20 protein-coding genes and 1 pseudogene are annotated in these 21,233 nt (G+C 41.9%); 12 read left to right on the forward strand and 9 right to left on the reverse strand.

Annotation, left to right across the window (positions count from 1 at the left end; genetic code table 11):
* Positions 1-81: 81 nt before the first annotated feature.
* Positions 82-942, reverse strand: coding sequence for a lipoyl synthase (lipA, locus tag APA_RS08455; RefSeq protein WP_201321852.1), 861 nt, complete (start codon positions 940-942; stop codon positions 82-84).
* A 308-nt stretch (positions 943-1,250) separates the two neighbouring features.
* Between lipA and APA_RS08460 the strand changes: the two genes are divergently transcribed.
* Positions 1,251-2,570: a hypothetical protein gene (locus tag APA_RS08460; protein WP_201321853.1), complete on the forward strand. Its 1,320-nt coding sequence runs from the start codon at positions 1,251-1,253 to the stop codon at positions 2,568-2,570.
* 91 nt (positions 2,571-2,661) lie between these two features.
* On the opposite strand, the gene APA_RS08465 is transcribed toward APA_RS08460, so the two are convergent.
* Positions 2,662-3,180 carry an RNA-binding protein gene (locus tag APA_RS08465; RefSeq protein WP_201321854.1) on the reverse strand — a complete coding sequence of 173 codons (519 nt, stop codon included), beginning with the start codon at positions 3,178-3,180 and terminating at the stop codon, positions 2,662-2,664.
* A 492-nt stretch (positions 3,181-3,672) separates the two neighbouring features.
* Between APA_RS08465 and APA_RS08470 the strand changes: the two genes are divergently transcribed.
* Together APA_RS08470 and APA_RS08475 are read left to right on the forward strand one after the other, a co-directional pair.
* The gene (locus APA_RS08470) at positions 3,673-3,831 is read left to right on the forward strand and encodes a hypothetical protein (protein ID WP_201321855.1); all 159 of its coding nucleotides are present in this window, start codon (positions 3,673-3,675) and stop codon (positions 3,829-3,831) included.
* A 174-nt stretch (positions 3,832-4,005) separates the two neighbouring features.
* Complete coding sequence (locus tag APA_RS08475; RefSeq protein WP_201321856.1) at positions 4,006-4,626, forward strand: rhomboid family intramembrane serine protease; 621 nt, start codon at positions 4,006-4,008, stop codon at positions 4,624-4,626.
* 40 nt (positions 4,627-4,666) lie between these two features.
* Here the strand turns inward: APA_RS08475 and APA_RS08480 are convergent, their stop codons facing one another.
* Positions 4,667-5,044, reverse strand: coding sequence for a response regulator transcription factor (locus tag APA_RS08480; RefSeq protein ID WP_201321857.1), 378 nt, complete (start codon positions 5,042-5,044; stop codon positions 4,667-4,669).
* Between the two features lie 239 nt (positions 5,045-5,283).
* A complete protein-coding gene (locus APA_RS08485) occupies positions 5,284-6,435 on the reverse strand; it encodes a UDP-sulfoquinovose synthase (RefSeq protein WP_201321858.1) in 1,152 nt (383 codons plus the stop codon).
* 546 nt (positions 6,436-6,981) lie between these two features.
* Here APA_RS08485 and APA_RS08490 point away from each other — a divergent pair.
* Together APA_RS08490 and APA_RS08495 are read left to right on the forward strand one after the other, a co-directional pair.
* Entirely contained in the window at positions 6,982-8,046 is a 1,065-nt protein-coding gene (locus APA_RS08490) for a hypothetical protein (RefSeq protein WP_201321859.1), read from the forward strand.
* Between the two features lie 135 nt (positions 8,047-8,181).
* Positions 8,182-8,823 carry a hypothetical protein gene (locus APA_RS08495; RefSeq protein WP_201321860.1) on the forward strand — a complete coding sequence of 214 codons (642 nt, stop codon included), beginning with the start codon at positions 8,182-8,184 and terminating at the stop codon, positions 8,821-8,823.
* 72 nt (positions 8,824-8,895) lie between these two features.
* Here the strand turns inward: APA_RS08495 and APA_RS08500 are convergent, their stop codons facing one another.
* Positions 8,896-9,186: a hypothetical protein gene (locus APA_RS08500; RefSeq protein ID WP_201321861.1), complete on the reverse strand. Its 291-nt coding sequence runs from the start codon at positions 9,184-9,186 to the stop codon at positions 8,896-8,898.
* 196 nt (positions 9,187-9,382) lie between these two features.
* Complete coding sequence (locus APA_RS08505) at positions 9,383-10,747, reverse strand: DUF3084 domain-containing protein (RefSeq protein WP_201321862.1); 1,365 nt, start codon at positions 10,745-10,747, stop codon at positions 9,383-9,385.
* A 164-nt stretch (positions 10,748-10,911) separates the two neighbouring features.
* Here APA_RS08505 and APA_RS08510 point away from each other — a divergent pair, with 164 nt between their 5' ends.
* The gene (locus APA_RS08510; RefSeq protein WP_201321863.1) at positions 10,912-11,850 is read left to right on the forward strand and encodes a MoxR family ATPase; all 939 of its coding nucleotides are present in this window, start codon (positions 10,912-10,914) and stop codon (positions 11,848-11,850) included.
* A 105-nt stretch (positions 11,851-11,955) separates the two neighbouring features.
* On the opposite strand, the gene APA_RS08515 is transcribed toward APA_RS08510, so the two are convergent.
* Positions 11,956-12,528 carry a Uma2 family endonuclease gene (locus APA_RS08515; RefSeq protein ID WP_201321864.1) on the reverse strand — a complete coding sequence of 191 codons (573 nt, stop codon included), beginning with the start codon at positions 12,526-12,528 and terminating at the stop codon, positions 11,956-11,958.
* A 222-nt stretch (positions 12,529-12,750) separates the two neighbouring features.
* On the opposite strand from APA_RS08515, the gene APA_RS08520 reads away from it, so the two are divergent.
* From APA_RS08520 to APA_RS08535, 4 genes are all read left to right on the forward strand, one after another.
* Complete coding sequence (locus tag APA_RS08520; protein ID WP_201321865.1) at positions 12,751-15,003, forward strand: adenylate/guanylate cyclase domain-containing protein; 2,253 nt, start codon at positions 12,751-12,753, stop codon at positions 15,001-15,003.
* 65 nt (positions 15,004-15,068) lie between these two features.
* Positions 15,069-15,821, forward strand: a complete 753-nt coding sequence (locus tag APA_RS08525) for a hypothetical protein (protein ID WP_201321866.1) — start codon at positions 15,069-15,071, stop codon at positions 15,819-15,821.
* Positions 15,822-15,912: 91 nt separating this feature from the next.
* Positions 15,913-17,229 (forward strand): hypothetical protein, encoded by a 1,317-nt coding sequence (locus tag APA_RS08530; RefSeq protein WP_201321867.1) that lies wholly within the window; start codon positions 15,913-15,915, stop codon positions 17,227-17,229.
* A 290-nt stretch (positions 17,230-17,519) separates the two neighbouring features.
* A complete protein-coding gene (locus APA_RS08535; RefSeq protein WP_201321868.1) occupies positions 17,520-17,774 on the forward strand; it encodes a type II toxin-antitoxin system ParD family antitoxin in 255 nt (84 codons plus the stop codon).
* A gap of 58 nt (positions 17,775-17,832) precedes the next feature.
* On the opposite strand, the pseudogene APA_RS25740 reads toward APA_RS08535, so the two are convergent.
* Positions 17,833-17,952: pseudogene (locus APA_RS25740) on the reverse strand (S1 RNA-binding domain-containing protein); the annotation flags it as partial.
* Positions 17,953-18,063: 111 nt separating this feature from the next.
* Here APA_RS25740 and APA_RS08545 point away from each other — a divergent pair.
* Together APA_RS08545 and APA_RS08550 are read left to right on the forward strand one after the other, a co-directional pair.
* Positions 18,064-18,492: a XisH family protein gene (locus APA_RS08545; RefSeq protein WP_201321869.1), complete on the forward strand. Its 429-nt coding sequence runs from the start codon at positions 18,064-18,066 to the stop codon at positions 18,490-18,492.
* Positions 18,468-18,815 (forward strand): XisI protein, encoded by a 348-nt coding sequence (locus APA_RS08550; RefSeq protein WP_201321870.1) that lies wholly within the window; start codon positions 18,468-18,470, stop codon positions 18,813-18,815. The genes APA_RS08545 and APA_RS08550 overlap by 25 nt, the downstream gene beginning before the upstream one ends.
* Before the next feature lie 9 nt (positions 18,816-18,824).
* Here APA_RS08550 and APA_RS08555 read toward each other — a convergent pair whose 3' ends face one another.
* Positions 18,825-20,981, reverse strand: coding sequence for a Tex family protein (locus tag APA_RS08555; protein WP_201321871.1), 2,157 nt, complete (start codon positions 20,979-20,981; stop codon positions 18,825-18,827).
* Positions 20,982-21,233: the final 252 nt, after the last annotated feature.

The following is a 21,233-nucleotide window of genomic DNA, read 5'->3' on the forward strand; positions in this document are numbered from 1 at the left end:
GGAAATGGATTTACTGACGTTGCCATTTACCCGCTTTTTTTTGCGTAATTTCGTATAAAAGGTGGTGCTTTGCACCACCTTTTATACAGTTTGGCTGGCATGATAGGAACTTCGCACCAAAGCCCCCGATCTCACATGGGCAAAACCAATTTGCTTTGCGATCGCCCCTAGCTCGTCAAACTCTTCAGGAGTCCAATATTTCTGTACGGGCAAATGTTCAAGGGAAGGACGTAAATATTGCCCAATTGTCAGGGAACTGCAACCGATCTTATGCAAATCTTGCATGGTCTCTGTTAGCTCCTCTAAGGTCTCACCATGCCCCACCATCAGCCCTGACTTGGTAATAATGCGCGGATCGATCTCCTTCACCATTGCCAAAACCGACAGCGATCGCTCGTACTTTGCGCCACGCCGCACTTTACCCTGCAAACGTCGTACTGTCTCAATATTATGGTTATAGCAAATAGGCTCAGCCAAAGCTACCGTCTCAATGCAAAGGCGATCGCCCCGAAAGTCAGGAGTTAGTACTTCGATTTTGACATTTGGGCGCGATCTCCTAATCTCCTGCATCGTATCTACAAAACAGCTAGCCCCCTGATCTGCTAAATCATCCCTTGCTACCGAAGTCAGCACCACATAATCTAAGCCCAATAAATTTACTGCCTCGGCAACTTTTTTCGCCTCATCAGGATCGAGTGGCAACGGCTGATGTCCCTTATCAACTTGGCAAAACCCACAAGCCCGAGTGCAAATTGGCCCCATCAACAAAAAAGTTGCCGTCTTTTGGGCATAGCATTCCGCTCGATTCGGACAGCGCCCCTCTTCACAAATAGTATGAATCCCTCGCTGCTTAATAATTTGCTGAACTTCAGAAATTTCACTAGCTTTGCCGATTTGTGGTCGCAACCAACTGGGTAAACGTAACTCTTCTTTGGCGGGCATATCGTTATATAAAAAATAGGAGAGGCACTTCGTGCCTCTCCTATTAAAACCTATTTAAAACTTATAAATTTAGAGGCAACGCTTTGTCCCACCTGTAATTTATCGGTTTGTCAGAAAAAGTCTCATAAAACCTGATTAAAACCCTTTACAGATGTAACCCTATTGACTAGCATATTGCACTGACACATTTTAATCGCCATCATGATGCATGGAACACAAGTAAAAAACAAGAGAGAATAGGGCGCGTCGCGCCCTATTCTCTCTTGTTTTTTACTTAACAAGCAACAGTAAAGAATTTTGGAGGGGTAGTGTTTGATCTATTAACCAATATTCTGATTTGGATTATTGCAATCCCAATTTTTGTAATTCTGTTTAGGGCTATTCCCAAGGACTGGTTTCGTCTTTTTGGATTAGTAATATTTACAGCGTTAATTGCGATCATTTTTGCTAACTTCAGATTTGTGGAAGAGCCGATCCCCAAAACTGTTGTTGAATTTCTCACGTTTCCATTTACGCTAGTTGGGTTTTTGCTGCTATTGCTATTTTTTAACTACTGGCTGAGACTCAAAAATCTCAACATTAAAAGTGGGGAAAAGGTCGACAATAAAGGTGCTTCAGAGAAAGTTGCCACAGTTAGAAAGGAAATATTAATAGTTTTACTGATCTTTGCGATCGCCACTAACAACGCCACCTCAGAACTATTTACCTGTTACTTAGAACAGCAAGGATCAAATGCGATCGAGCAATCTTATCGCCGCCCAGTCCGCGATTTGACCGAAAAAGAATTATTAGATTTTAAGCGCGGAGTTTACGATCTCATTGTCGTCCTTGCCGAAAATCCTCCCTATGAGCCACGCCTCCAAGAAGCAATCAGATTATGGAACGAGGCTGAAATCTCAAAAAAACCATACATCATCTTAAGTGGGGGTAGACGAACATCTTACCCCTCGACAAAAGGATATGCCTGTCTTACCGCACCAGAATCTCCGCCAACGCGCACCAAAGAAAATGTTAGAGATGCGATCGCCAGTCGAGCTGGAATACCCGATGGAGGATTGCGATATGACCCGCGCTATGAGGGCTACTTTACCAATCGAGCCGTTCCCAGCGACGGTATTCCTCTAGTTGACCTAACTGAAGCCGATCAAATGTGTGGTGCTTTGACTAGTTTCCCAAATATCTCTTCAATTCGTTCTTTTGTAATTATTGAGCCATCTGGCATGACGGTAAGAAGTAGTGGCGATGAAATTAGCAAGCTGATCAAATCCCTAGAAAAAAACAAGCTAATTGCTGAAGATCCCCGCAACAGTAGAAGGATCTTGCTGATCACTTCTCCCATCGAGGCAACTCGTGCTTTTTTGTCTTTTAGAAACCAAGATCTTAATGCTTCGCTGACAACTGCTAGCTATCCCTCTGATAGCCACAGTAACCTTGGTGAGCAATGTCCTTGGCCAATTGGTAAGCAGTTCAGACTCAAGCCACAATATTTTCTTTTTAACGCTGAAGCTTTTGTAAAATCTGAACGAGTATGGACAGAGATTAAAGAATTAGTATTTTACACCCTTAGATTTTGGTTGCGTCCCCCGTTAACAGATGACCGTCCTTACTATCCAAAGCAGCAAGTCTAAATAAAACCCAAAAAAGAGCTGCGGCGCTTTGCGCCGCAACTCTCTTTTGGGTTAAATAAAAAAGCCTCGCTTAGCGAGGCTTTTTTATTTGTTACTTAGCTGCGCCCTGAGCTTCTAGAAGCTGTTTTAAGCGCTCAAGATCAGATGCCCAACGCGGGTCAGGTTGGTGAGCTTCAGAGGAGCCACTGGAACTAGATACACTTCCAGTAGTTTTCTTATTGTTATTGCTACGCTTTTTGCGTTTTGCTGCGGCTTTAACTGGCGCTGCAACGTTACTGGTTACAGGAGATTCACTCTCTGACTGGGGAGCGTCATCAGTAGAACCATCTTCCAAATCAGAACCATCTTCGGCTTTACCTTTTGTACGAGGCAAAGCTTTTTCTAGCTTTAATACAGCACCATTAAAATCATAACCATTGAATTTTTCAATGACTACGTCAGCAACTTCATCAGAGCCGACGGTCACAAAACCAAAACCACGGCATTTGCCTGTTTTGCGATCAGTTATAACTTTCAATGATACTGAATCACCTGATTCATTGAAAATTTTTTCTAGAGCTTGGCGATCTAATTCTGCTGGCAAATTGCCAACATAAAGGCGAATGGACATGATAATAGAAAACCTCTACGCTATAAAATCTTCAGCAGGTGACTAGAGCAGCCGCTACAAAAAACTTGTTTAAAAAACTTGTTTGCTACTTGTTAGCTTAAATTGGAGCTATTGATTACGTGCTACCTGCGATTAATCAACTTGATACGACACTCTTGTGACATGTAACAACATAACATACAAAACGCTTGTCTTAAAAATAAAATGTAATGAAAGTATCAAAATCCGATCGATGTCAAAAAAACAAATGTATAGCGATCGATTAGCTTGGTCATCAACAAAACCAATTTTGGTTTTGTAATTTAGAACTTAGGGCACAATTAGAAACAAGAGAGAGCTGCGGCGCTTAGCGCCGCAGCTCTCTCTTGTTTCTTTTGAAGATTAGACAGCTATGATTTAAATATTAAGTTTTGATGTTTTTTATGGTTAATTACTTGACGAATAAAGTTTAACTGTGTAGTATCCATCTCCATAAATTTACATGGGATTTACATGGAATTTTTTGGGATTTTTATTCTTGGTTACTGTTTATGGATTGGTCAGGCACTTAATGATGCCCAAAAGAAGCAAGAACAGGATGTGGAAAAGCGGATCAAAGAAAAGCTGAAAAACGATCAATACATAAATGTGCGAATTATTGAGAAACTCTAGGCTTATAGATTTTGCCCCACCCGTAGGATGCGTTAGGCTATAGCTATAACACATCCTAATAATTAGTGGTGAGCCGCAAAGCGGCTCACCACTAATTATTTACTAAAGACGTTAGGTAAGATTATTTATAGTCTAGTCTGTTAGAGATGCAATCACTTTCGTGGGGTAAAAATCGTGAAGCAAAATCTGCAAGCCATTAGTGGAGAGCTAAAAACTCAAGTTAAAATCTTGGCGGGTTTGGTAGCAACTTTTTGGATTATCGTCATCTTAAATGAAGTACTTCTTGAGAATATCTTAGTAATTTCCACTGGTTGCGGCTTGCGTCGGGGGCTTAACGCTCTAGGCATTGTGCCACATAGCTTTATTGGTTTGCGAGGCATTTTGTTTGCTCCATTTCTGCATGGAGGCTTCTATCACGTTTTGGCAAATACCGTCCCGTTTGTTGTTTTGGGATGGTTTGTGATGTTGCGAAACATGAAAGATTTTTATTTTGTGTCGGTAATGTCCGCACTGGTGGGTGGTTTAGGAACTTGGTTAGTTGGGAGACCTTGTTCTGTCCATGTTGGCGCGAGTGGCGTGATTTTTGGCTATTTTGGCTATTTACTATTTCGTGGATATTTTGAAAAAAGCTTCGTGGCGATCGCTATTTCAATTGCGATCGCGATTGGTTATGGAGGAATGATTTGGGGTGTATTACCTACCAGATCTTATATTTCATGGGAGGGGCATTTATTTGGTTTTATTGGGGGCGTTATTGCGGCAAAACTATTGTCGCCAAGCAAAACTGCCCAATAAAAAAGAGTCGGCGTTTTACGCCGACTCTTTTTTATTCAAACTAAGCAACGCTTCTGATTGCTTCTAGCAAACTACGAGTACATGCTCCTTTGTCACAAAAAGCGTCAATGTTTGCGCCATTGGATAAAGCTCGATCTTTTCCACCATCGGCGGCTGAGTAAGCAACAATCTTAATATGAGGGTATTCAGTTTTGATGGCGTTGGATGCTGTCCATCCATCCATCACTGGCATATGCAAATCCATGACTACAACATCTGGTTCTCGTTTATGCACTTTGGCGATCGCTTCTTTGCCATTAGTTGCAACTTCTACATCGCCAATGCAGGATTGCATTGAAAGTGCGAGCTGTAAAGTGCATCGGGTTAGTTCGTGGTCATCCACCACCAAAACGCGCAAGGTTTTTGTAGAAGCTGTCATGGTAGGTTCGGTAAGAAGGGCTTGACAATAACTCTGTTATGTAATTTAAGATACTTCTTTTTTTTATTTAAATCTTCTATCGCAGGGACTAAACATCAAAGCCCAAAAGCATAGGAGGTGAGAATCTTAGCCAATTCTTTTGTTTTTTTAGCAATTGGAATCCTATTTATGTGTTAGCGGGTAAAAAAAAGTATGCCATCGGCATACTTTTTTTACCCACTATACCCACTAACAGATGCTTAGTTGCGCCATTTAACTTTTGGCAAGATTTGCTTTTGGTCGATGCGATCGCGATATTTGACTGCAAAGTTAAGCAATGAGTCGATTAAGGCATCGGATAGAAAATGCGGTTGTAAGCCAAGATCGAGGAGATTGGTATTTTTGGCATTGAAATAATGCTCCTCTAGCTCGACTCGTGGATTGTCGATATTTTGGACTTCGACTTTGATTCCAAGAGTTTGCCCAGCTTTCTGTACCATAAAAGCAAGATCGCGGATCGAGAAAAGCTCCGTAAATTGGTTGAATACACGCATTTTGCCAGCCTCCGCAGGCGTAGCGATCGCTAGTTCAATGCAGCGCACCGTGTCCCGAATATCCAGAAAACTGCGGGTTTGTCCGCCCGTACCATACACAGTCAGAGGATGTCCAATTGCAGCTTGGATGCAAAAACGGTTAAGAGCTGTACCAAATACGCCGTCGTAATCGAGACGATTAATCAGTAGCTCGTCAGTGCCAGTTTCTTCCGTCAGTACTCCATAGACTACGCCTTGGTTGAGATCGGTCGCCCGCAAGCCCCATGTTCGACAAGCAAATTGAATATTATGGCTATCGTGAACCTTGCTAAGGTGGTAAAAACTTCCAGGTTGCTTAGGATAAGGAAGCGTGTCCTTGCGTCCGTTATGCTCAATGGTGATGTAGCCTTCTTCGATATCGATATTTGGAGTGCCATACTCGCCCATCGTACCCAGCTTAACTAGGTGACAGTCGGGATTATGCTCTTTAATCGCATAAAGTAAATTGAGCGTTCCAACTACATTGTTGACTTGGGTAAGTACAGCATGTTCGCGATCGATCATGGAGAATGGTGCCGAACGCTGTTCTCCAAAATGAACGAGCGCGTCAGGTTCAAAACTACGGAATGTATTCTGTAAAAATTCATAGTTAGTGATGTCACCAATAAACAAGTCAATTTTTTGACCTGAAACAGCTTGCCACTTGTATATTCGCTCTTGAATAGAGGCGATCGGTGTGAGCGTCGCAACACCTAACTCATTGTCCCAATGCCGACGAATTAAGCTATCTAGCACACCAACTTCATATCCTTTATTTGCAAGATGTAAAGCTGTCGCCCATCCGCAATAACCGTCGCCACCAATTACCAGTACTTTCATGAATTCTGTGGGTTACAAAAAATTTGAGTTACAGTTTCCAAATTAACCCTATCAGGATTTATCTCGTTTGTGATGTACAAGACTGAAATTTTTTAAGTTGTAAGTACTTTTCCAAAATAAATTACCCAAATTTGTAAGGTTGCGTCACTGCGGGGCGCAACCTTACAAATTTGGGTTTGTAATTAATTATGCTCATCTACCTTATGTGTCGAGAAATACATGGAATGTTTGGTTTGTATCAGCAATTTTCATTATGGAACCGATTTTGGTATTTCCAGCGCCAAAGGTGCTGGAAATACCAAAATCGGTTTTTTGAAAGCTCGCCGTAGGCAGACTTTCAAAAAACCGATTTTTATAATGAGAATTGCTGGGTTTATATAGATTACTCTCGACTTTTCGAGAGTAATCTATATAATGTATGTTTGGTACAATCACGCAATTTAGCCGATCGCAGCTTTAAGTCGGCAAGTGTAATGTATTGAAATTAAGATAGCCAAGAGTAGTTATAAAGCTATTCACTAGTTAGCCTAGGACGATTAGTCAAGTATGCTTTCGATTGCCGAACTTGCCCATAAACGAGATCCAAAGGCGATCGCCGAAATTATTCGTCAGGAGTTACAGCCCCTTGACATCGAGCAGCTTTATGTTGCCGTAGATATTGTCGATAGTAGTTTAGAGCTACAAATTCGGACAGATTCTGCCATTGACAAAGAAAAACTGCTGACATTAGTACATAGCAAACTTCAAAATTTGCATATAGAATCATTAGCTAAATTTAGGATTCACTGTTGGCGCAATGATGAAGAAACGCACAAACAGCGCCTGCTATGGACGGAGCAATTTATGCTAGATCTTCCAAAATCATCACTGACTCCATTTCCAGACATAGATCCAGATGTGAATAGTAAGCGACCAGAAACGCGATCGCCAGAGCCGCAACTTTCTAAGCATTCTGTCTTACAGAATGCGATCAAGAAAATTGCCCCAACAAATTCTCAAGCTCAAAAACATCTTCTAGCTGCTGATTTAGATCAGCAAGCTCTTGCGAATGGCTTAACAATTAAATCAACTGATCTTGCCAAAGCTAATAGATCGCAGCTTCAGTCATCTGATAGTAATTATTGGCAGTTGTTGTTTGTAGGATTATCGATTGTCGCACTAGGATTGGGAATTGGTGCATCAGTCAGAGCAATTACATCAAAAACCGCTATTGAGTCAAGTTCTTCCTCATCATTAGCAACCCCATCAGTTGAGAATCAAGAAACAAAAAATACAACAACTACAACAAAAAGCACTCCTAGTCAGACTATCCAACCATCTGCCGCAACTACTCAAACTACACCTAAAGCTAATCCTTCTTCAGTTGCCCCGATCGCGAATCCAAATGAACAGGAACAAGTTATAACCTTGGAAAAGTTTAATCGCATTCAAAAAGGAATGACTATTGAGCAGGTGGAAAAAGTTTTTGGTACATCTGGCAAAGTTATTGCTGAGAATAATTCAAGCAACAGCATCGGACAGGTTTATTCTTGGAAAAATCCTCAGGGTAGTAATGCGATCATTGAGTTTAAAGATGGTCAAGTTGTGGCTAAAGCTCAAGCAGGTTTATAAAAAAGAGAGAGGGCGCAAAGCGCCCTCTCTCTTTTTTGTTGCTATTGCTATAAAATTACATATTGGGTAGCTAACTAATTTCTTGATTCAGACAGCTAGAAAAACCCAGTAAAAGCCTCGTGGGAGAAAAATTTTTTGGGTATCGATTTACGCAGCTATGTCTACTTAGACAATCTTCAAAAACAACATGCTGCTTACTTAGGAACGATCGCACAAGGATTTTTACCCTTACCAGGTGACACCTCCCTCTGGATCGAAATTTCCCCAGGTGTTGAAATTAACCGCATTACTGACGTTGCTCTAAAATCAACTTCAGTACGTCCAGGTGTGCAAATTGTTGAGCGTTTGTATGGACTACTAGAAATTCATTCGGCAAGTCAAGGGGAAACCCAAGCCGCAGGTCGGGCTATTTTAGAGATGCTGGGCGTGACCGAAGAAGATCGGATTAAGCCAAGATTGTTATCTAGTCAAATTATTCGCAATATTGACGCACATCAAACCCAGTTAATTAATCGCTTTCGGCGAGGGCAGATGTTGCTGTCTGGGCAAACCCTGTACATCATGGAAGTGGAACCCGCTGCCTATGCGGCTCTTGCGGCTAATGAAGCTGAAAAAGCTGCCTCGATTAATATTCTGGAAATTGTCGCCGTAGGTAGCTTTGGGCGTTTATATCTCGGTGGCGAAGAGCGAGATATTATGGCAGCTTCGGAGGCGGTGTTGAATACGATTAACAATGTTAAAGGTCGTGATGTGTACGGTATCCATCTCAAAGAGTAATCAAAATTTGCGAAGAATAAACCCAAACCCGTAAGGTTGCTCCCCTGCGGGGAGCAACCTTACGGGTTTGGGTTAGAGATCATCTTCCCAGCCACAGCAATTACAGCGCCATTGTTCAGGTGGAATCCGCATTCGGGAAAAGGCTGTGCGGCATTCTGGACATTTACCTGTAAAGATGGGATGCCAGCCACATTCTGTTTCCATGGCGGGATCATAACTATGGGGATCGTCAGGTTCCCACAATTCCGCTGAGACAAAATCTGAGCAATGTCCCCACTCTGGCCCGTAAGGATGTACTGCACAGACCAAAAGTTGGCTGTGAGAGTAAAAATTACAGCGATCGCACAGAGATATTTTTGCCATAGATGTATTTTATCGCTTTCGCCAGTCTTGTTAGCATATACAGCAATTTGCTTTCAAATCCGCCACAATAAAACCCATTGCGGGGCTACGCCCTGCGACCCTTTTTGTGGTGGGTTTGATCGATAACTGCTGTAAAACCCAAAAAGCTTGAGGCGGCGCTTCGCGCAGTCTCAAGCTTTTTGGGTTTTGATTTGGGTTAACTAAATCGAGCAATTTCAATACCATTTTGACGAATTACTAGCTCTAAAATCAGTGAGCTAGCAGGGAAAATAGCTTCCTTAGCTACAGCCCTAATTTCGTAGGGAGACTTAAGTTCGCTCACTACTTTAAAAAGCTCGGTCAATGCGTCAGGAGGAAAATTGCCGACTTTGCCTGTAAGTGGATTAGCTAGGACTCCCTCACGACGAGCGCGAAAACTAACTAACAAAAATAGTTGCTCAATTCTCGACGCAAGAGCCTGTGGCGATAGGTCAGTGGTAAATTGTAAGGAGGCAATTTCAGCACCTGCGGCAAATATTTGGCGGTTTAGGGTCACATCAGCAGCGATCGCAACTCTGGTCTCGCGTTTTAGAAAATTACCAGCAGAAAGAATCCGAATCACATAGCTTTTTCCGTCTTTGATCCGATTGAGCAGTCCTTCGATCTGCGCCTCTGTAATTTTAATGACTGGTTCTTGGGGAGCTTGATCGGGGAGGAAATCTAATAGTTCTCGGGCATTCCGCTCGGCTTGGAGTAGTAGTTGGGTACTGGCTTGACGTAACTCAGCTTGGCTAAGATTTGGACGCACAACCCCTATCGATAAAATTTGATCGGCAAAAATAGCGACGTTACCCTTACGTAAGGCTTCAAGACTAATCAGCAATTGCTCACGGGCGGATTCTAGAGAGGCAACTTCTGAGCCAAGAGCTACCCGTTGTTTTTCGATTTCCACTAAGCGCTGTTCTGATTCATCGACTCTTTGTTTGAGCGTTTCGCGATCCCGAGAAATACTGGCTAGCTCTGTGGAAATTCGCTCTTTTTCATCCCGAAGCTGCTTACTTTCGGCTTGGAGATTTTCTTGCTCGGCACTCAAACTCTTGATGCGATCGCGCAGGTCGGCTTCCTGCTGCGAGGCTTTTTGCAATTGCTCGTCAGCTTTTTCAAATTTGCTTTCCACTGACTGTAACAAAGCCTGCGTCTCTGACTGTTTCCGCAGAGCTTGGACTAACGACTTGTTAATTTCCCCTAACCGTTGTTGCGCTTTTTCCTGTTCAGTTTTCGCGGCATTTAGCTCAGTTTCGATTTTTTGCTTTTGTTCTTGGCTACTAGATAGCTCCGAGCGAATACTCTCAAGGCGAAACAATCCATCCCTGAGCTGTCCGTTTAGTAGCAATAAAATTCCTAAGGTTGAGGCAGAGATCATTCCGCCTGTGGCGATCGTGACGACTGTGGCGGTGTCACGCGGTCTCAATTTGAATATACTAAGCCGCGCTTTTCCAACCTTAGTGCCAATGCGATCGCCTAAAGTTGCGATCATGCCTCCTAAGATCAAAATCGCTAAAATCAGCGTATATCCAGCCATGTAACTCCTAAGTCCTCACACTGTTGATTTTAGCAGATCCACGCCCACGAAAGCAGTAGAGGCAATTCATGAATTGCCTCTACTGCTTTCGTGGGCAAGCGAGCCGCAATAGGCTAGTATGACAAGTATTGCAAAATTCGATCTTCACAAGCTTGATGGGGAACATGGAAAAGCAACTCAAAGTACAACAATTAGTTGACAATCTGGCGAAGGCGATCGTTGGCAAAGATGAAGCCATTCAACTGGTCTTGGTGGCACTATTTTCTGGCGGTCATGCCTTACTAGAAGATGTGCCTGGGGTCGGCAAGACTTTACTCGCCAAATCACTGGCTGCTTCTATATCTGGAAAATTTCAGCGTGTGCAATGTACTCCCGATCTATTGCCCACTGACATTACGGGGACAAATATCTGGAATCCCCAAAAAGGTGAGTTTCAGTTTTTGCCAGGACCAGTATTTGCAAATGTTTTGCTGGCTGATGAAATCAATCGGGCGACCCCACGCACCCAGTCAGCATTGTTAGAGGTAATGGAAGAGAGTCAAGTCACCGTTGATGGTATATCACGTAAAGTTCCCTCACCATTTTTTGCGATCGCCACTCAAAACCCCATCGAATATCAAGGCACTTTCCCATTGCCAGAGGCACAACTTGATCGCTTTGCCCTGTCCTTTAGTATTGGCTATCCCAATGAAGCGGAAGAGCTAGAAATGCTGAAAAGGATGCAAATTGGGAAAATTGGTTCAGCTCAATTAGAAGCATGTATCACCCCTGAAGAAGTACTAGAGATTCGTCAACTCTGCACTCAAGTCCCTGTTAGTGATGCGACTAGCCAGTACATTGTGAATATTGTCCGTGCTACTCGTAATGATGAAGAAATTACCCTTGGCGTGAGTCCTAGAGGTACAACAGCGTTGTTGCGATCGGCTCAGAGTTATGCCTTTATTCGACAAATGCTCGATCTCGATCGCAAGTCTGATTATGTCCTACCTGATGATGTGAAGTTTCTTGCCCCCTATGTTTTAGGTCATCGAATTATGGCAGCAGGAAGGCGATCTCCGAAGAAGATCGTTCAGCGATTACTAGATGTTGTACCTGTTCCTTAATTTATGACTTGAGATTTGGAAGCGATCGCATTTCCCTAAATCTACAGTGCGATCGCTTCCAAATCATTTCCATATAAATCACTTTTATTTATTACCTCTAGATCACTACTTAAAAGACACTCGCTTGTACAGATCCATTAGACTAATTTCAAAATTCACTGACTCTAGTTTTAGAACTGCATCTTCACCTACATAGTCAGCTAAGATCCATTTACCATCAGTCTGTTTTGCATATTGTTCCACTCCATAGCTAGTTTGCTCGACTAAGATATATTCTTTGAAACTAGGAATAGAGCGATAAAGCTTAAATTTATTTTCACGATCATATTCACCGGTTGAATTAGAGAGAACTTCTACAATTAAGCAGGGATTAGTAATCCCAGTCTGTTTCTCATCAGTAAAAATTGGCTGTCCCTCAACCACTATCACGTCAGGATAAGCGTAACGCTTCTGATCTGGCATCCATAGACGCATATCACTCATAAAGACAGCGTTATCTAAATCTTCTAGTGCTAACAAAATTCGAGCCAAAAATTTAGCAGTCAAAATATTATGAGTTGCCGTTGCTCCTTCCATAGGCATGATATCTCCGTTGACAAATTCACTTTTAAACTCGGCTTTTTCTTCTAGTTCGAGATATTCATCTACGGTGAAGCGCTTAGTTGTTGCAAGTACCATGAGTTATTAGCCTCCCAACTTTGATTTAATTATATCCAAAGGTTGACGCTTTGCTCTGACCTTCACAGTTAGAGCCAGATAAAATATTGCGGTGGGCTTCTCTCGCCGCAATATTTTTGGATTTTATATTGTGATACGGATCGCATTTTTAAGTGATATATCTCATCGTGTAACGACAAGGAAGATATGATACTTTGAAATAAGTACAAATCACCAAGTGCTATGGATATCCCCCTTTCCCAGACAAGAGGACAGCAAACACTAGCGGCGATCGCCTTTAGCGACATTGTTGGATTTAGCGCTCGAATGGGAAAGGACGAAATACATACGCTAAGTTTAGTGGAACGTGACTTTCAGTTTATGACTGAACTATGTCAAAAGTTTACTGGCAGGGTGCTAAAAACTACAGGTGACGGTTTACTAATGTATTTTGTTAGTGCTGTCCAAGCCGTTGATTGTACTCGCGAGATGCAAACTGAGTTTGCGAAGTCTGCGAATATTTTGCCTAAAAATGATGTCCTCGCACATCGGATTGGGATTCATTTGGGTGATGTCTTCTTTAATGAAACCGATGTAATGGGTAATGGAGTAAACATCGCGGCGCGGCTTCAGGCAAAAGCTGAGGTTGGCGGTATTTGTATTTCTCAAACTGTCTATGATGTTGTTAAAAATCGCCTAGAGCTAGATGTTACTTATCTTGGTGAATTAGAACTAAAAAATATTCAAGAACCAATTCCCGCTTATAACGTTTTAATTCCTTTTTTAGATCCTTCTTTGCATAGCGATCGCCAAGATATAGCTGCTAAATCGCCCAAATCATCTCGACAAATAACTCAACAAGGCTATCGCGATCGCCAAATCATGCTGAATAAAATACGAAACTTTTGGGTTGAGGGTGTTTTAGAGACATCGATTCATGATAAGGCGCTGATCGAATTGGGTTTGCAAATAAGATTAGATGCGATCGCGCATCCGTGGCATATAGAATGGGCGACCTCTGATGAAGCGAGGAAGCCTTTGCCAACAGGTACAAAAGCAATTAATCAATTTGATCGCCTTGGCACTGGTCGAACCCTCTTGATTTTGGGCGATCCAGGGGCGGGTAAAACGACAACGCTATTGGAACTGACGCGAGAATTGATTGTCCGAGCAGAGCGAGATAGTGAATTACCGATGCCAATTGTGTTTAACCTTTCGTCATGGCAAGACAAGCAGAGCTTAGCTGACTGGATGGTATTGGAACTGAACACAAAGTACCAAGTTCCGAAAAAGATTGGGAAATCATGGGTGAGCGAACAGCAGTTACTGGCGATGTTGGATGGTTTGGATGAGGTGAGTAGCGATCGCCGCAATGCTTGTGTGGAGGCAATCAATCGCTTTCATGGTGAATATGGACAGACGGAAATCGTGGTATGCAGTCGGATGAAGGACTATGAGGCTTTGGCTCAGCGATTGCAGTTTCAGGGTGCGATTTTCATTCAGCCCTTAGAGGAATCGCAGGTATTTGAATATTTCGATCGCCTTGGTGCTGAGTTGGAGGGTGTGCGGGAAATGCTGACTACGGATGCGAAGTTATTGGAGTTGGCGAAGACTCCTTTGATGGCGAATATTATGGCGATCGCATATCGCGGTATGTCGGTGACAGATTTGATCAAGATGAGTCTATCGGAAAACCATGTGCAGCATTTGTTTGATACTTATATCGACCGTATGCTAAGGCGAAGACCTGACAAGAGTTATGCGCCAAGTAAGGTGAAGCGGTGGTTGGGGTTTCTGGCTAGGCAGTTAAAGAATGAGTCGCAAACTGTTTTTTTGATTGAGAGAATCCAGCCGAGTTGGTTAACTGGAAATGCCAGAGCAATTTATGCCACTTTAACAGCGATTATTCTAGCTCCGATTATTTCCCTGATCGTTTTGCCTAGTTCTATCGGAATATTGATTCAACTAACAACGTCAAATACTCTAGCTGAAGCAGATAAATATTTTAGGAGCTTTGGGGGTGAACTTCCCGCATTTGCTGCGACGTTTATACTTACAGATAAAGAACGATTATATTTAGGAGTCCTTTGTGGTTCTCTTCTAATTGGATTTGTTGTTGCGATATTGTGGGGACTTACCATTAGATTCAACAACAAAAAAATTAGTAAAATCGACATTCTTATCCGTTCGATAGCTTGTTCATTCATAGTTTGTGGGCTAGGAATCGCTCATATAATAAGCAGTCCACTCTGGATATTTTTATTTTTTTTGTTGGGCTTTCTAAGTAGTTTCATGATTTTCGACATACTAGAAAGACCAATTAAACCAACTGAAACTTTAAAATGGTCTTGGAAATCTTTTAAAGAAAATTTAACTATTGGGCGATCCATTGGGCTGATATTTGGATTGATTGCAGGATTACTTATAACATTGATTGATATTTCGGTGTTTATAAGTTTATTTACTTTGTTGTCTCCAATGGACACTATTAAATAGCCTCAATTGTTTGATTTTAAAGTTTCTATCGTTTTTCATAATTAAACTCTCTGACTTATATAAGTATGACTTTATTCCATATCATCTCCTTACTATTCTTAATGCTAATTAATTTATTAATCTGCGGACTTATTGGTCAGCTAATTGGATCTTTAATTAGCGGATTACTTGCTGGACTTGCTGGAACAGAGATCGAGCGAAGTACATTTCCAAATCAGGGTATAAGGCAGTCAATTTCTAACGGTATAATATTGGCGGTTATTGGTTCAGTTTTACTTTCATCTATATTTTCTCTATTTGGTTTGCCAAACCTAATAGGAATGGGTTTGGGACTACTGCTTGGTTTATTTGCATTAGAAGCAGCCTTAAAACATTTAGTTCTGAGGGTAGTCCTTTTTATTGGCAGATGGAGTCCTTGGAACTATGCTGATTTTTTAAACTATTCTGTAAATAGTGTTCTTCTTCAAAGAATTGGTGGTGGATACATCTTTGTCCATAGGAGTTTGTTAGAGCATTTTGCGTCTCTTCCTATTGGTTATAGTATTAATCATCAACATCAATCGAGCGAACCTACATTCAAAAAAGGAAAGCGGTTAATATCAACTGTTCTTATTTCGATCAGTTTAGCAATCGCTTGGAACGGATGGCAATCTTGGTTTGGCAGTAACGGCACTCCTACTGAATGTACGATCAGCACTATATCTGAGACAAGAAAAGGTGTTGTTCGGACTGCTACCTTTACACCTAATACTGATTGTGAAGCCATGCGTAAACTGGTGGAAGAAGGGAAACCATTACCAACTATATCTCAACCCTAAATCTTGTTCCTGATTGGTTCTAGAGACATACCGCTGTTCACAAATTTGAATTTATAAGTTAAAACTTTGATTGAATGAAGTCAAGAAACATATGCTTAATAAACTCGCCAATATTGATAGTCTTTCTCCTAAACTACATAAAGACCAAAGAAACAGATTTCGCTTTATCTTACATTGGTTTAATATTATCAGTATCAGCTTTTTGGTGATCTGGGTTGTTATTGGTAACTTTGCTGCATACCAACTTGAGCAGCCAGTCTTGATCGCAAGAAGCGATCTAGTTCGTCAATTCCCTCAAAGTGCAACTAATGATTCTCAATTGAGGCGGAAAGAAATACAGGAAAAATTTAATACAATTATGAGTATGTCGGACGATATCCGCAGTGATTTGTCGAAATATGTCGAAGACTCTAATATTACACCTTCTAATTCTTTACAAAACTATCTTGCAACCAAGTCAGAAAACTTAGCAGTGCTTCGTAGCTACGTACTGCAAAGTGATATTCCTATTCAAGAGATATTTGATTTGGATATACTCATAAATAAGGGGACATTCGACAGTTTACCAAGAAGTTTTCTTGGAGAATTCACTTGGCAACGCATATTAATCGCTGATGCAGTTAACAATTATCGCCTCGGAAAGATGCAAATCGCATTTGATTCCCTAGAAGTTGCTTGGAGGCTTAATCAAGCTAATAGAAATCAGCCTATTCTTCTAAGTCAACTTGTTGCTAATATTTGTGATAGCATACAAATTCAAGGGCTACGCAAGATAGCTATTGTTCCTCCAATTTGGCAAAAAAGATTAGTCTCTTTTGAGACGAGTAAGTCAATGCTTCGGTCTGCTCTAAAGTTTGAAACTTTTGCGCTTTATGGACTTATCAGAAACTTTCCATTAAGAAAAGGTGGTTCCGAGAAAGATGGAAAATCTATGTCTCTCTTTAACCGCTTTTTACATCCTTTTGTTCAGCCATATTATACACTTTCTGCTGTAGATACATGGCAAGTAGCAATGCGAGATCTTGATCTGGGATTTAATCAAGATCCTTGTATGCCAATTTCTTATGAGGATATGCCTAAACTTTCTTCATGGAATATCCTAGGTCTTGTCGGATCATCCTCCTCTAACTTCCAAGTATACAAATTAACTAAGCGGCAAATTGATATGGAATTAATGCAAAAGATTCTAAAATTACGCGAAGTTGCATCTCAAACTGGTAAATTCCCCCAGACCATAGCAGGAATAGATTCTTCTGTAATTTGCAAAAATCTTCGCTATGTTTACCAGCCTTCCGCCGATGGTGAGTCAATGACAATTTCTCTAAGCAATCAAAATCGACCAGAATGGCTGGCTGAACGTGAAGGTGATATACCTCTCAGCTACACTACCAAATTAAGAAAGCTATAGTTTTTCTTGTCAAATGAAAAACCCTCTTCGCTTTCATCGACAAATTATCCCTGCGTTGTGAGGTTTGGGCAAAGCATTCCCAAACTTAGGGGATCTGAAAATCATAGATTCTAGTGAGAATGCTTAGCCCCTTCAGCTTTTTGGACTTAGTAGATGACATCTCTACATATTAGCAAGTTACAATTCATCACAACATTAGAAAATGCGATCTCATTCACAGCAACTTTAGCCAAATTACAGTTAAGTTATACTGATTATAAATTTCAAAGTTTTATTAGGACGAAAAAAAGATGCAAATCGCCTTAAAACCAGAACAGGAAAACTTTATCCGTAAAAAGCTCAAAGATGGAAAATATCAAAATGTTGATAATCTATTAAACTTTGCATTTCAACTTGTAGAAGAATACGAAATTAAACAGCAAAAACTGATCGAACTACAGAAAAAGATTGCCGAAGGAACAGAACAAATTAGGCGATGCGATGCTGTTGATGGCGAATTGGTATTTCAGCAGTTTCAAGACAAACTGGCGCAGATCGCGATCTGAAAACTATATTTGAAGACTTTGCGGATGAATAGATTAATTGACAATAGCTAACAGAATCTTAATGCGATAATCGCATCGATAAACTGATCCGTTTTAGAGATTCATTTACTTCCAAAACACGCACCTTCACCACCTGACCAACCTTAACGATTTGCTTCGGATCGCTGACAAAGCGATTATTAGCTAAAGTTTTGTTTTAACTAACCGTCAAGTTTTGTAGAGCGATCGCCATTTAATGAGACTGTTGAGAGCGATACAATGACATCAACGCAATCTCAGCGTAATCTTTATGCCAGCTAAAGACATCTATCACGATAACGTTTGTAACGCCCTCATCAAAGACGGTTGGACGATCACAGATGATCCCCTTGTTCTTAGCATAGGAACACGTTCTGTATATATTGACTTGGGCGCAGAAAAACTAATCGCCGCCGAACGAGACAATCAAAAAATTGCCGTTGAAATCAAAAGTTTTCTGAGTTCTTCTCCCATCCGCGATCTGGAAAATGCTTGGGGACAATTCTTTTTATATGCCAGAGCGCTCAAAAAAAGAGAGCCAGATCGATGTTTGTACTTGGCGATTCGTCTCAGTACTTTTGAGACAATATTTCAAGAAGAGGCTGGACAGCTTATATTAGAAGAACCTGATTTTCGTCTTATTGTTTTTGACCCAGATCATGAGGACATAATTCAATGGCAACCACAGATAACACCCTAGACTCATGGCGCAAGACACTAGAAACTTTGCTCCAATACTATGCCGATCTTCCCTATCGCTATGGAGACGTGAGTGCTTACGTTGTCGTTAGCCGCGATCGCAACCACTTCATGCTGATGCGCGAGGGATGGGAAAACAGTCGGCGAGTACATGGATGTGTTGTTCATGCCGAAATTCGTAACGACAAAATTTGGATTCACTATGATGGTATTGAAGATGGGATTACGGAAGAACTGGTTGCAACAGGAGTTCCCAAGGATCATATTGTCTTAGCTTTTCATCCGCCTCAAGTGAGAGAGCATACTGGATATGCTTTGGCATAAGCTCTGATGCTAAGATCGCATTGATAAACTGATCCGTTTTAGAGATTCATTTACTTCCAAAACGCGCACCTTTACCACCTGACCGACTTTGACGATCTGCTTTGGATCGCTGACAAAGCGATCGGCTAATTGCGAAATATGGATTAATCCATCTTGATGTACACCGATATCCACAAATGCGCCAAAGTTAGCGACATTGGTAATAATCCCTTCTATCTCCATGCCGATTTGCAGATCAGAGATTTTCTGAATTGCATCACTGAAGGTCGCATATTTGAACTCCGCACGCGGGTCACGTCCTGCTTTCTCTAGCTCTCGTAAAATATCGCGCAGGGTTGGCTCACCGATCGCAGCGGTTACATATTGCTTCAGGTTAACTGTTTTCAGCTTGTCCGCTGCTTGCGAGATTTCTGATAGTGGTACATTCAGGTCACGCGCGATCGCAATCACCACACTATAACTTTCAGGATGCACAGCCGTGTTGTCTAAAGGATTAGCACCACCCCGAATCCGCAAAAATCCTGCTGCTTGTTCAAAGGCTTTTGCGCCGAGCTTTGGGACTTTAAGCAAATGACGGCGATCGCAAAATGCACCATTTTGATTGCGATAGGTAATGATGTTATTGGCAACGGTGGCGCTGAGTCCAGACACAAAAGTGAGTAGTTCTTTAGAGGCTGTGTTCAGGTCTACACCGACGAAGTTAACGCAGCTTTCTACGGTTTCATCGAGCTTCTTTTTTAATAATTTCTGATCGACATCATGCTGATATTGTCCAACTCCGATTGACTTGGGATCGATTTTTACTAGCTCCGCAAGAGGATCTTGCAAGCGTCTGCCGATGCTGACAGCGCCGCGTACCGTTAAGTCGAGATCGGGAAACTCTGCGATCGCAACAGGACTAGCGGAATAAATTGAAGCCCCCGACTCGTTAACCATTACTTTGATTGGTGGGTTTTTTAATCCCTGAATTGATTCCATTACAAAGGCATCGGTTTCTCTTCCTGCTGTACCATTGCCGATCGCAATTAATTGAATCTGATACTTCTCAATCAAAGTTCTCAATGTACGGGCTGCTTGTTCTATTTGAGCTAGCGCTTGATGAGGAAAGATAGTTTGATATTCCAAAAACTTGCCTGTCTCACTAATTACGGCAGTTTTACAACCTGTACGAAATCCGGGATCGATCGCAAGGGTTGGTTTCATCCCTGCGGGAGCTGCTAGCAACAGGTCGCGCAGGTTAGTTTCAAAGGTTTTGATCGACTCCCCATCTGCCCAAGCTTTCTTCTCCGTGATGACCGATGCGATCGCTGAAGCTTTGATCAAGCGGTTAAAGGCATCCTTGAGCATATCCTGATAAAACTGCTTTACGACTGGAGTCTTCGCCCGAATTTGTTGCGCCTCTAAGTAACTCAGCACATGCTCTTCGTCAAAATCTAGATTGAGGGCAAGGATTTCTTCAGTTTCGCCGCGCAACAAAGCAAGAAGATTATGGGGGGCGATCGCCTTGACTTTTGCTTGATAGTCGCGGTACATCTCAAATTTGGTTGTGCCGACTGCGTGGGTTGCCTTGATCTGCGAAACGAAGAAACCTGACTGCATCAAGCATTCTCTAATGTAGGCTCGATATTCTGCGCTGTCAGCGATTTCTTCAGCAAGAATGTCTGATGCACCTTTGAGGGCTTCTTCGACAGTTTTCACTTGCTCTGACAAATATTTAGTGGCTTCTTGTGATAACGACGCAGTATTAATGTTCGGACGGTTGAAGGCTTTGATGGCTTCCGCAAGTGGTTCAAGTCCTTTTTCTCTTGCGATCGCAGCTCTAGTTCTGCGCTTAGGACGATAGGGCAGATATAGATCTTCGAGTTCTGTCTTTTGGATGCTTGCCTCGATTTTGGCTTTCAGCGCATCGGTTAGCTTGCCTTGGTCAGCGATCGCTTGGAGAATTACGGCTTTGCGATCGCGTAGTTCGGTGAGATAGGCATAACGATCTTGGAGATCTCTTAATTGGATCTCATTCATTTCGCCAGTACGCTCTTTACGATAACGGGCGACAAAGGGGATAGTTGCGCCTTCAGCAAATAGTTCTAGAGCATTTTTGATTTGTTCGGCGCGAAGAGAAAGTTCTTGGGCTATGAGTTGGATGATCAGCTGTTCAGGGTTCTGCATTTATCTAAGCAACTCCATAGTCTGGATATGGACGTTTATGACGTTTTATAAGGAGGTAGCAATCCTAGCACAATGTCTTGTCTTGGTACTCTCATCACAATTAATTCTTCCATATAGTAGATGTAAACCCAAGAGAGAGTTACGGCTTAGAGCGTGTTTGAGAAGTTTTTTACCCCCCTTAATCCTACCGTGTACACACAAGTCGGACTTACCCCCTTTTGTTCCCCCTTGATTTCATACACAAACTGAGAT

The organism is Pseudanabaena sp. lw0831 (genome assembly GCF_016584665.1).
Classification (GTDB): domain Bacteria; phylum Cyanobacteriota; class Cyanobacteriia; order Pseudanabaenales; family Pseudanabaenaceae; genus Pseudanabaena.